The organism is Bradyrhizobium sp. RD5-C2, assembly GCF_019972155.1.
In the GTDB taxonomy this organism is placed as follows: domain Bacteria; phylum Pseudomonadota; class Alphaproteobacteria; order Rhizobiales; family Xanthobacteraceae; genus Bradyrhizobium.
In genome coordinates this window covers 195,503-207,541 of record NZ_BOVL01000011.1, presented here as the reverse complement: position 1 = coordinate 207,541, position 12,039 = coordinate 195,503, and the positions used below count along the sequence as shown (strand labels likewise).

The 12,039-nt window shown below is 64.8% G+C and carries 10 protein-coding genes; 2 read left to right on the top strand and 8 right to left on the bottom strand.

Features of this window, described 5'->3' with window-relative positions; translation table 11 throughout:
• Positions 1 to 4: 4 nt before the first annotated feature.
• From BraRD5C2_RS13760 to BraRD5C2_RS13725, 8 genes are all read right to left on the bottom strand, one after another.
• The gene (locus BraRD5C2_RS13760; RefSeq protein WP_223969142.1) at positions 5 to 547 is read right to left on the bottom strand and encodes a tripartite tricarboxylate transporter TctB family protein; all 543 of its coding nucleotides are present in this window, start codon (positions 545 to 547) and stop codon (positions 5 to 7) included.
• A 76-nt stretch (positions 548 to 623) separates the two neighbouring features.
• Positions 624 to 1,724, bottom strand: a complete 1,101-nt coding sequence (gene mtnA / locus BraRD5C2_RS13755; protein ID WP_223969141.1) for an S-methyl-5-thioribose-1-phosphate isomerase — start codon at positions 1,722 to 1,724, stop codon at positions 624 to 626.
• Entirely contained in the window at positions 1,721 to 2,596 is an 876-nt protein-coding gene (locus BraRD5C2_RS13750; RefSeq protein WP_223969139.1) for an S-methyl-5'-thioadenosine phosphorylase, read from the bottom strand. The genes mtnA and BraRD5C2_RS13750 overlap by 4 nt, the downstream gene beginning before the upstream one ends.
• Before the next feature lie 150 nt (positions 2,597 to 2,746).
• Positions 2,747 to 3,724, bottom strand: coding sequence for a Bug family tripartite tricarboxylate transporter substrate binding protein (locus tag BraRD5C2_RS13745; protein WP_374707994.1), 978 nt, complete (start codon positions 3,722 to 3,724; stop codon positions 2,747 to 2,749).
• 350 nt (positions 3,725 to 4,074) lie between these two features.
• Positions 4,075 to 4,872: an enoyl-CoA hydratase/isomerase family protein gene (locus tag BraRD5C2_RS13740; RefSeq protein ID WP_223969136.1), complete on the bottom strand. Its 798-nt coding sequence runs from the start codon at positions 4,870 to 4,872 to the stop codon at positions 4,075 to 4,077.
• A gap of 46 nt (positions 4,873 to 4,918) precedes the next feature.
• Entirely contained in the window at positions 4,919 to 6,115 is a 1,197-nt protein-coding gene (locus tag BraRD5C2_RS13735; RefSeq protein ID WP_223969135.1) for a pyridoxal-phosphate-dependent aminotransferase family protein, read from the bottom strand.
• A gap of 129 nt (positions 6,116 to 6,244) precedes the next feature.
• Positions 6,245 to 7,528, bottom strand: coding sequence for an MFS transporter (locus tag BraRD5C2_RS13730; protein ID WP_223969133.1), 1,284 nt, complete (start codon positions 7,526 to 7,528; stop codon positions 6,245 to 6,247).
• A 44-nt stretch (positions 7,529 to 7,572) separates the two neighbouring features.
• Positions 7,573 to 8,775, bottom strand: a complete 1,203-nt coding sequence (locus BraRD5C2_RS13725; protein WP_223969132.1) for a pyridoxal-phosphate-dependent aminotransferase family protein — start codon at positions 8,773 to 8,775, stop codon at positions 7,573 to 7,575.
• A gap of 132 nt (positions 8,776 to 8,907) precedes the next feature.
• Between BraRD5C2_RS13725 and BraRD5C2_RS13720 the strand changes: the two genes are divergently transcribed.
• Both BraRD5C2_RS13720 and BraRD5C2_RS13715 read left to right on the top strand, forming a co-directional pair.
• Positions 8,908 to 9,660 (top strand): GntR family transcriptional regulator, encoded by a 753-nt coding sequence (locus BraRD5C2_RS13720; RefSeq protein ID WP_223969130.1) that lies wholly within the window; start codon positions 8,908 to 8,910, stop codon positions 9,658 to 9,660.
• A 95-nt stretch (positions 9,661 to 9,755) separates the two neighbouring features.
• Positions 9,756 to 12,039: FAD-binding and (Fe-S)-binding domain-containing protein (locus BraRD5C2_RS13715; RefSeq protein WP_223969128.1), on the top strand; the 2,284-nt coding region annotated here is incomplete at its 3' end.

Sequence of the window (12,039 nt, the reverse complement as noted above, 5' to 3'; positions counted from 1 at the left end):
TAGCTCAGTAGCCGAAGGCCGCTTCGAGCGGCCCCTTCGGCATGATGACGTCGAATGCGATGTCGAAGGTCACGAACATCGCGGCGGTGAAGACGAAGGCGGTGAGCAGCGACTTCCACAGCGCGATCTTGCCGACCAGGCGCATGAAGCCCGCGATCAGGAGGAAGCTCGCGACATAGAGGCCGAGATATTGGGTGGCGACGCAGAACAGGAAGGTCGGCACGAACACCGCCATCACCCGGCGAAGCTGGGCGCGGGTGACGAAGGTCTCGGCAGCCTCCCGGCGCGAGACGAAGGCCGCGCCGAGACCATAGAGGCTGGCGGCGCCGAGAATCACCGAGAGATAGAACGGAAAATAGCCCGGCTGCGGCCCGGTCGAATCCCACGATGCGCCGGTGCGCCAATTATCCCAGCCGAGCACCAAGGCGAGCGCGAGCAGCAGCAGCGAGACGATGACGTCGACCGCGCCGGTAGAGACGACGGCGGGCGAGTTCTCTTCAGGCGCGGTCGGATCGTCGACGACGATCTCAAGTTCGGTGTTGGACATGGACTGGACGGTCTGGGTTGCGAGGGCAACGATTGGGATAGCGTGCTGAACCAATCACCGTCAATGCAGCCTTCAGCTAAGCAGTGGAACGTTCGGGAAATGCGCTCGCAAGCGCAGCACGAGTAGCGCCGAGGACGCCGCGCTCGGTGATCAATCCCGTCACCAGCCGCGCCGGCGTGACGTCGAAGCCGAAATTGGCCACCGAAGAGCCGTCCGGAACCACGCGCACGGTCTCGATCCGTCCGTCCGCCGTGCGCCCGGTAAGGTGCGTTACCTCACTGGCCGCACGCTGCTCGATCGGAATCTGCCTGACGCCGTCGTCGATACTAAAGTCGATGGTCGGCGACGGCAGCGCGACATAGAACGGCACCTCGTTGTCGTGCGCCGCGAGCGCTTTCAGATAAGTCCCGATCTTGTTGCAGACATCGCCATTGGCGGCGACGCGGTCGGTCCCGACGATCGCAAGGTCAACCATGCGATGCTGCATCAGATGGCCGCCGGTGTTGTCGGGGATCACGGTATGCGGCACGCCGTGGTGACCGAGTTCCCATGCGGTGAGCGAGGCGCCCTGGTTGCGCGGCCGCGTCTCGTCGACCCAGACATGGACCGCAATACCGCGGTCATGCGCCTGGTAGATCGGCGACGTCGCCGTTCCCCAATCGACGGTTGCAAGCCAGCCGGCATTGCAATGCGTCAGGACGTTGACCGGCTCGCCCGGCTTCTTGGTCGCGGCGATTTTTTCGATCAGGCCGAGGCCGTGGCGGCCGATCTCGCGGTTGATCTCGACGTCTTCGTCCGCGATCTCGCGGGCGCGCGCATAGGCCGCTTCCGCCCGGGCGGACGCAGTGAGCGGTGCGAGCGCGCGTTGCATCTCGTCGATCGCCCACTTCAGATTGATCGCGGTCGGCCGGGTCGCGGCCAGCATCTTGCCGGCCCGGTCAAGCGCCGCATCGGAAGCATCGGCGCGCATCGCAAGCGCCATGCCATAGGCTGCGGTGGCGCCGATCAGCGGCGCACCGCGCACCAGCATCGAGCTGATGGCCTCGCCGGCCTCCTCAGCCGTCGTGATCTTCGCAACGATGAACTCATGCGGCAATCGTCGCTGATCGATCGCGCCGACCGACCAGCCGTCGGGTTCGAGCCAGATGCTGCGAAAATGGCGTCCGTCGACCTTCATGCGCTCAAGATCCTTCCGGCGACGGCGTCGAGCTTGGCAAGCAACTGCGGATCGCGCGCCGTGGGCGCCGTGATCAGCGCGGTGTCCAGCGCGCGATCCGAACCGATCGGACACGGCTCGTGCACGCGCGGGAAATCCCGCGCCAAACGCGCGACCAGCGCCTTGGCCTTCTCGGCGTTCGAGTTCAGCACGCGGATGATATCCTGCACCGTCACGGCATCATGCGCCGGATGCCAGCAGTCGAAATCGGTGACCATCGCCACGCTGGCGTAGCAGATCTCGGCTTCGCGGGCGAGCTTGGCTTCGGGCATGTTGGTCATGCCGATCACCGAATAACCCTGCGCCTTGTAGGTCAGGCTTTCGGCGAGCGAGGAGAATTGCGGCCCCTCCATGCAGAGATAAGTGCCGCCGCGCGCGAACGCGATGCGCTCGGCCTCGGCCGCCGCGGCGAGATGCTTGACCAGCAGCGGCGACACCGGATGCGCCATCGACACATGCGCGACGCAGCCCTTGCCGAAGAACGAGCTCTCGCGCTTGTGCGTGCGATCGACGAACTGGTCGACCAGCACAAAGGTGCCTGGCGGCAGCTCTTCCTTGAACGAGCCGCAGGCGGACAGCGCGACCAGGTCGGTGACCCCTGCCCGCTTCAGCACGTCGATATTGGCGCGATAATTGATGTCCGACGGCGACAGCGCGTGTCCCGGGCCGTGCCGCGGCAGGAACACGATCGGCAGTCCCGCCATCTCGCCACGGCGCAGCGGCGCCGACGGCTCGCCCCACGGGCTTGCGATGGTTTCATCCCGGACATTTTCCAGGCCCGGCAGGTCGTAGATGCCGGATCCGCCGATGATCCCCAACACGGCTTTGGTCATGATCGCTCCTCACAGTCCCGCAACGGCGACGGAGGGGTGACCCAGCCCGATCGGGCTCGCCGGACGTTCGGCCATACTGCGGCGCAATAATCACTGCGCCGCTGCCGCTTGCAAGCCAATTCCGGCGAGAGGGTAAGCAAACCGCGACCGCTATTTCGCGACAAAGCCCGCGGCATTCATCAGCGAGGCATTCTGCTTGTCGTCATCCTCGAGGAACTCGACCATGTCCTTGCCGGTGAGGAAGATCGGCTTCAAGGCCTGCTTCTCCATGTAGTCCTTGTATTCAGCCGTCTGCGTCACCTTCTGGAACAGGTCGACATAGAATGCCTGCTGCTCCTGCGTGACCTTGCCGGGCAGGAACATCGCGCGCAGCATCAGATACTGCACGTCCAGCCCCTCTTCCTTGCAGGTCGGGATATCGTTCCAGGATTGCGTGTCGGTGACCTTGGTCTTGTAGGAGATGCGCTCCTTGTCGAACACACAGAGCGCGCGAACCTGTCCGGCACGCCAGACTTCGAGGTTTTCACTGGGATTGTTGACGTTGGATTCGGTGTGGCCGCCGACCAGCTGGGTCGCTGCCTCGCCGCCGGACTTGTAGGGCAGATAGGAGAACTTCGCGCCGGTCTTCTGCTCCATGAAGACGGTCAGCACATGATCTTCGCGCTTGGAGCCGGTGCCGCCCATCTTGAACGGCGCGCTCGCCGCCTTCGCGGCCGCGATGAAGTCCTTCACGGTCTTGGGGCCGGAGGCATTGTCCCATAACACGAACTGGTCGAGCGCGATCACCGACACCGGCGTGAGGTCGCGCCAGTTGAACGGAATCTTGGCCGACAGCGGCAGCATGTAGATCAGCGAATAGGCGATCAGCACCTTGTTGGGATCGCCCTCGCTGGACTTCATGTACATCAGCGCTTCCGCCCCCGATGCGCCGCCCTTCAGCGAGACCACCATCGGCTGCTTCATCAGATTGTTCTTCTGGATCGCCGCCTGCATCATGCGCGCCATCTGGTCGGAGGCGCCGCCGGCACCCGCCGCAACCACGATCTCGACCGGCTTGCTCGGCTCCCAGCCGGCGAAGGCCGGCGTGCTCAGCAGCAGCGCCGCGATGGCCGCCGTGGTTTTCACAATCTGTCCCACGTTCTTCTTCCTTATCTATTTGTTCGGCTTCGCAAAACCGTCGAGGTGGCGGGCTCGTGTCATTGTGCTGAGAAAGCGAGTGAGTTCAAGCCGCCGAACTGCCGCATGACCTATGACTTTGGAATGAGGTGGGTGTCGTTGCCCTGGTCGCATCGACAAACGGTGTCATCGCCCGGCTTGACCGGGCGATCCAGTATTCCAGAGGCAGTCGTTGTTGAAAGGCAGTCGTTATTGAACCGATGGGCCGCGGCGTACTGGATCGCCCCGGTCCATGTGCGCAATTGCGCACAGGCCGGGCGATGACAGATGAGGATGGGGACGCAGTTGCGTCCTCGCCGCCGTTACTTGCCCTTGAAGTTCGGCGCGCGCTTGTTGAGGAAGGCGTCCATGCCCTCGCGGAAATCCTCGCTCATGTAGGCGCGCAGGATCAGGTCTTCGCCCTCGTCGCGCGACAGCGTGCGGCGGATGCGACGCACCGCTTCCTTGGTCACCTCGAGCGTGATCGGCGCGTGGCTCGCGACGAGCTGCGCGGTCTCGGTTGCGCGGCGTTGCAAGGTTTCCACATCGGGGACGACTTCGTTCAGCAGCCCGAGCGCCAGCGCTTCGGGCGCCTCGACCAGGCGCGCCTTGAAGATCAGATCCTTGGTCCGCGCCGGACCGACCAGCGAGACCAGCCGCGAGATGTTGGACATCGAGAGGCAGTTGCCGAGCGTGCGGGCGATCGGGAAGCCGATCCGAGTCGCCTCGGTGCCGATGCGGATATCGCAGCATGCGGCAATGCCGGCACCGCCACCGGTGCACGCGCCGGCGATCGCCGCGATCACAGGCACGCGGCACTGTTCGAGCGTTCCCAGCACGCGATCGATCCGCGCCTCGTAATCCAGCGCATCCTGCGCGGTCTTGAACGCCCGGAACTGCGAGATGTCGGTGCCCGAGGCGAACGCCTTGTCGCCGGCGCCGGTCAGGATCAGCGCCTTGATGGAGCGATCCTGATTGATGTTCTCGCAGATGGTGGCCATCTGCTCGTACATCGCAAAGGTCAGCGCGTTGCGGGCCTGCGGCCGGTTGAACGTGATGCGCGCGATCCCGTCCGCGACGGAGTAGATCAGGTCTTCGGTCGGTGCGACGGGCGCGTTCATGTCTCGCTCTTTCTGTTCTTTGCGATAGGGTTTCAGGCCAGCCTACTCAAGCAACGGCTTTCGACGCCTGCGACGGGTCGCGTCCCTTGAGGACCTCCATGGCCGCCAGCACACCGCCACTGCGATGCGGCACCTTGGCGAGATCAAGACCCATCTCGACGCCGGACAGCGTGCCCATCAGCATCAAATCGTTGAAGTGGCCGATATGCCCGATCCGGAACACCTTGCCCTTGACCTTGTTGAGGCCGGTGCCGAGCGACATGTCGAAATTCTCCAGCACGACCTTGCGGAAGTGGTCGGCATCGTGGCCGTCGGGCACGCGTACCGCGGTCAGCGCCGGCGAATGCGCGCCCTGCTCCTGGCACTGCGTCTCCAGCCCCCAGACCTTGATGGCAGCGCGCGTCGCTTCGCTGTGGCGCTTGTGGCGGGCGAAGACATTGTCCAGCCCCTCCTCCTCCAGCATCTTCACGGCCTCGCGCAGGCCGAACAGCAGGTTGGTGGCGGGCGTATACGGCCAGGTGCCGGCCTTGTTGATGTTGATGACCTCCTGCCAGTCCCAATAGGAGCGCATCCCCGGATTGGCCTTGGCCACCGCCAGCGCCTTCTCCGACACAGCGTTGAAGCCGAGACCGGGCGGCAGCATCAGCCCCTTCTGGGAGCCGGCGATCGAGACGTCGATGCCCCAGGCGTCGTGCTCATATTCCAGCGAGCCGAGGCCGGAGATGGTGTCGACCATCAAGAGCGCCGGATGCTTCAAGGTGTCGAGAATCTTGCGGACGTCGCGCGGATAGGTGACGCAGGCGGTCGAGGTCTCGTTGTGGACCACGCAGACCGCCTTGATCTTGTGCGCCTTGTCGGCGGCAAGCCTCGCCTCGATCTGCTCGAGATCGGCGCCGTGGCGCCAGTCGCCCGGAATGAAATCGACGTCGAGCTTGAACTTGTCGGCGATGCCGTGCCACAGCATCGCGAACTGGCCGGTCTCGCACATCAGGACCTTGTCGCCCGGCTGCAGCGTGTTGACGATCGCGGCTTCCCAGGCGCCGGTCCCCGACGAGGGGTATATGATCACGGGCTGCTTGGTGCGGAACACACGCTGCATCGCGGAAAGCACGGCAAAGCCGATCTCGGCGAATTCGGCGCCGCGATGGTCCATGGTCGGCATGTCCATCGCCCGCAGCACCCGGTCCGGCACGTTGGTCGGTCCCGGAATCTGCAGAAAATGCCTTCCAGTATGCACGGTCATGAGCGTCTTTCCCGGTCTTGCCTTGGTCTTGGTAAGCCGCTCGCATATCACTATTCGCCGGGTTTGTCCTAGGCCCGGCGGGGGGCCGTCATGCATATCTGACGGCGCTCCGCGGAGGCCGGCAGCCGCTCATTCGGCGGCCACCACCTTGCCCGGTACCACCGATTCGTTTGCCTCCTCGAACGGGCGCTCGGGGTGCATCAGGAACGCCGAGAAACCACCGAGCAGCAGCAGCCCCATCGACATCAGGAACGGCAGGTACCAGTTCCCGGTGGCGTCGATTACGAAGCCGGCAACCAGCGGCGACACGATTGCCGCGAACGCCGAGCCGCTGTTCATGAGCCCCGCCGCGGTGCCGGAATATTTCGGCGCGATGTCCATCGGGATCGACCACATCGGGCCGATCACGAGCTCGGCGCAGAAGAAGCCGGCCGACAGGCAGAGCGCGACCACCGTGATGTCGTGAACGAACAGGATCGGCATCAGCGAGAGCAGCGCGCCCGCGAAACCCACGACAGTCACGCTGAGTCGCGCTAGCCGCACATTGCCGGTGCGTTCGAGGATGCGGTCGGAGATGACGCCGCCGATGCTGTCGCCGACGACGCCGGCAAAGAACACGCCGGATGCGAACAGCGCCGAGTTCTTCAAGTCGAGGCTGTAGTTGTTCTTGAAGAACAGCGGCAGCCAGTTGAGGTAGAGCCACAGGCACCAGCCGTAGCAAAAGTACGTCAAGGTCACCGGCCACATCCGCTGCAACAGCGGGCCCCACGGCACCTTCGGCCGCTCGCCTTTCGGCCGCGGCGGCAGCGTCGCAAGCTCGGCCGCGGTGATCGAACCATGGTCGGCCGGCTGGTTGCGGAAGTACCAGACCCACACAACACCCCAGATCAGGCTGACGATGCCGAGCGCGACGAAGGCGCCGCGCCATGTCAGCCAAAGGATCAGGAGCGCGACCACCGGCGGGGTCACCGCGTTGCCGAGCCGTGCGAAGGCGTGTGTGAGGCCTTGCGCGAAACCGCGGCGGTTCGCGGGCGTCCAGTACTGCATCGCGCGGGTCGCAGTCGGGAACGTCGCGCCTTCGCCGAAGCCGAGCGCGAAGCGCGCGACGAACAGCGCGGCGAGACCATGGACAAAGCCGGTCATGATGGTCGCCGCAGCCCAGATCATGCCGCACCAGAACAAGGTCTTGCGCGGCCCGAAACGATCGCCGACCCAGCCGCCGATCACCTGGAACAGCAGATACGGATAGGCGAAGGCCGAGAACACCAGGCCAAGCTCGGTGTTCGACAGACCGAGCTCCTTCTGGATCTCGCTGGCCGCGGTGCCGATGTTGACGCGGTCGACATAGGTGATGAAATACATCACGCAGAGCATGGCCAACACGACATGGGTGGCCTTGAACCGAAGCCTCATATCCTTCCCCTCCCTGATCCGCGATTTTTTAGTTGTTGGTGTCGCTACGTGCTGACCACCTTCAGATGCGACGAGGCGTTGCGTTGATCGCGCTGCTCGAGCAGCCGCATCGCCGCCTCGACGCCGCCCGAGCGGTGCGGCACGCCGGCAACCGACAGCCCCATCTCGACGCCGGTGAGCGCGCCGAGCAGCGTCAGCTCGTTGCACTCGCCGAGATGACCGATGCGGAACACCTTGCCGGCGACCTTCGACAGGCCGGCACCGAGCGACATGTTGAAATTGTCGAGCACAGCCTTGCGGAACGCATCGGCATCATGGCCGGGCGGCATCATCACCGCGGTCAGCACCGGCGAAAACTCCGACGGCTCCTGGCAGAGATTCTCAAGCCCCCATTGGTTGACGGCCGCGCGCGTCGCGGCGGCGAGCCGCCGATGGCGGGCGAACACGTTGTCGAGCCCCTCTTCCAGCAGCATCGCGATCGCCTCGCGCAGCCCGTAGAGCAGGTTCGTCGCGGGCGTATAGGGGAAGAAGCCCTTGGCGTTCGGCTTCAGCATCTCCTCCCAATCGAAATAGGAGCGCGGCATCTTGTTGGTACGCGACGCGGCGCGGGCCTTCTCCGAAATGGCGTTGAAGCCGAGGCCGGGCGGCAGCATAAAACCCTTCTGCGAGCAGCTGACGCTGACATCGACCTTCCACTCGTCGTGCCGGTAGTCGACCGAGCCGAGCGAAGAGATGGTGTCGACCATCAACAGCGCCGGATGCGCGGTGCGGTCGATGGCGGCACGGATATCGGCGATCCGGCTGGTCGCGCCGGTCGAGGTCTCGTTGTGGACGACCATCACCGCCTTGATGCTGTGCGCGGTGTCGGCGGCGAGCCTTGCTTCGATCAACGCCGGATCGGCGCCGCGCCGCCAATCGCCGGCAATGAAGTCGACCTCGATGCCGAAACGGCCGGCGAGTTGCCGCCACAGCGTGGCGAAGTGCCCGGTCTCGACCATCAGGACCTTGTCGCCGGGCGACAGGGTGTTGACGATCGCGGCTTCCCAGGCGCCGGTGCCCGACGACGGGAAGATCACCACCGGGCCTGCGGTCTGGAAGATCTTGCCGCTTCCTTCGAGCACAAAGCGGCCAAGCTCGGCAAACTCCGCGCTCCGGTGGTCGATGACCGGCATGTCCATCGCGCGAAGAATGCGATCCGGAACGGGGCTCGGCCCCGGAATCTGCAGAAAATGGCGTCCTTGATGCATGAGAACCTCCCAATTGCCGGATTTCGGCTCCTTGGCTAACCATTTTGCATTCATTTTTTGTATTATCAATCAAATTTTGGTATTCGATCGTGGAGATCGACGCGACCGCGTCGGCAAATTATTGTTCAGAATATGAAATCTGCGATTCCCGAGACCGGGGTTCCGATCACCCAACCCGCCGCCGGCAACGGCAGCGACCGCCAGGAGATCTCGCTTCACGGCGAGATCCTGCTGCGGCTCCGCGACTATGTGGTGGAAGGCAACATTCCCGAAGGTGCACGCGTTCCGGAACGTCAGCTGTGCGAGATGCTGGGGATCTCCCGGACGCCGCTGCGCGAGGCGCTCAAGGTGCTGGCCGCCGAGGGCCTGATCGAGCTGTTGCCCAACCGCGGCGCGCGGGTGCGCCAGCTCAGCCAGCGCGACCTCGAGGAACTGTTCGACGTCATGGCAGGGCTGGAGAGCCTAGCCGGTCGGCTGGCATGCGAGAGCATTACCGACGAGGAAATCGCGGCGATCGAGCGGCTGCATTACGAGATGTACGGCCACTACCTGCACCGCGACATGCACGGCTATTTCCAGACCAACCAGCAGATCCACGAGAGCATCGTCGCGGCTGCGCGCAACGAGACGCTGAAGACGACCTACGCCAACTTCGCGGGCCGGATCCGCCGCGTGCGCTATTCCGCGAACTTCGCCCGCAAGCGGCAGCGCTGGGCCGAGGCGATGCGCGAGCACGAGGCCATCCTCGATGCGCTGCGCCGCCGCGCCGGCAGCGAGCTCAGCGACATCCTGTTCGCCCATCTGCGCAACAAGCGGGGCGCCGCCCTCGAGCACCTCGCCGAGGCGCCGGACACCGCCCCAGAGGCGACGCCTCAAGGCAGCTAGTTGCTCATTTTGAATTCATAATGTAATTCTCGGCTCAATCGAATGAATAATCCCCGGGCAATATTTATTGCGCCGCGGATCACGTCGGATCTGGGATGAAGAACGCCTCCTCGCTCGAACAGCGCCTGCGGTCCGACCTGACCGGCGACGTGTTTTTCGATGCCTTCAACCGCGGCCGCTACGCGACCGACGCCTCGTTCTACCAGATCATGCCGGCCGGCGTGGTGGTGCCGCGCACCGTCGACGAGGCGCTGCGAACGCTGGCGATCGTCCGCGACGCCGGGCGGATCGTCACCCCGCGCGGCGGCGGCACCTCGCAATGCGGCCAGACCGTCAACGACGGCATCGTGGTCGACCTTTCCAAGCACCTGAACCGCATCGTCTCGCTCGATGTCGAGAACCGGACTTGCGTGGTCGAGCCCGGCATCGTGCTCGACGATCTCAACCGTCAGCTCAGGAAGCATGGGCTGTGGTTTCCGGTCGACGTTTCGACTGCGTCGCGCGCCACGATCGGCGGCATGGCCGGCAACAATTCCTGCGGCGGCCGCTCGCTGCGCTATGGCACCATGCGCGACAACACGCTGTCGATGGATGCGGCGCTCGCCGATGGCACGCTGCTGCATTTCGGCGAGGTGCCGCGCGACCTGACGCGGGTCAATGCTCCCGACAGCGGTGAGAGGCTGTTTCGCGACATGCTCGATCTTGGCGAGCGCGAGGCGGCCGAGATCGCGGACAAATTCCCCAAGGTGCAGCGCCGCGTCGGCGGCTATAACCTCGACGCGCTGGTGCCGCGCAATGCGCCGAACAACATGGCGCATCTTCTGGTCGGCTCGGAAGGCACCCTCGCCTTCACGACGCAGGTCGAGCTGAAGCTGTGGCCTGTGATCCGCAACAAGGCGCTCGGCGTCTGCCATTTCGGCAGCTTCTACGAGGCGATGGATGCGGCCCAGCATCTGGTCAAGCTGCGGCCGATCGCGGTCGAGCTGGTCGATCGCACCATGATCGCGCTCGGCCGCGAGATCGCGATGTTCCAGCCGATCATTTCCGCCGCCGTGCGCGGCGATCCGGACGCGATCCTGGTGGTCGAGTTCGCCGAGGAGGATCAGGCCGAAAACCTCGCCCGCCTGAAGCAGCTCGGCGAACTGATGGGCGATCTCGGCTTCGGCTGGGACAGACCGCAGCGCAAATGGGGCGGCGTGGTCGAGATCGTCGAGCCCGCGCTGCAGGCCGGCATCGCAGATTTCCGCGCGGCCGGGCTCAACGTCATGATGTCGATGAAGCAGGAGGGCAAGCCGGTCTCGTTCGTCGAGGATTGCGCGGTGCCGCTGCCGCATCTCGCCGACTATACCGAACGGCTCAATGCCGTGTTTGCCAAGCACGGCACCCGCGGCACGATGTATGCGCATGCCTCCGAAGGCTGCCTGCATGTGCGCCCGGTGCTCAACCTCAAGCTCGATAAGGACGTCAAGGCAATGCGCGCCATTGCCGAGGAAGCCTTCGCGATGGTGCGCGAATACAAGGGCTCGCATTCCGGCGAGCACGGCGACGGCCTGGTGCGCTCGGAATTCCACGAGACCATGTTCGGCGCGCGCATCGTCGCCGATTTCCGCGAGGTCAAGCAGCGCTTCGATCCGGACAACACGCTCAACCCGGGCAAGATCGTCGATCCACCGAAAATGGACGACCGCTCGCTGTTTCGTTTTTCGCCGGATTATCGCGTCGGCGAATTCAAGACGGCGCTCGACTGGTCGGCCTATCCCGGCGCCGGCGGCGGCTTCCAGGGCGCGGTCGAGATGTGCAACAACAACGGCACCTGCCGCAAGCTCGAAGGCGGCGTGATGTGCCCCTCGTATCGCGCGACGCGCAACGAGAAGGACGTCACCCGCGGTCGGGCCAACACGCTGCGGCTGGCGATCTCGGGCCAGTTGGGTGCGGACGCGCTCGCCTCCGACGAGATGATGGACACCCTGAAACTCTGCGTGTCCTGCAAGGCCTGCCGCCATGAATGCCCGACCGGCGTCGACATGGCCAAGATGAAGATCGAGGTGCTGGCCGCCCGCGCCGCGTCGCACGGCCTGTCGCTGCGCGACCGGCTGGTCGGCTATCTGCCGCGCTATGTCGATCTCGCCTCGCGCTTTGCGCCGCTCGCGAACTGGCGCAACAAGAGCCCGCTGCTGCGTGCGCTGTTCGAGGCACTCGCCGGCATCAGCGCGAAACGCGCGCTGCCGGAATTTCGCCGCGACACCTTCCGGCCGGACGCCGAGGTGCTGGGTCCGCCTGAGGGGCGCGAAGTCGTGCTGTTCGCCGATACGTTCAACCGCGGCTATGAGCGGGAGAATCTCGACGCCGCGGTCGAGGTGCTGGTCGCCGGCGGCTATC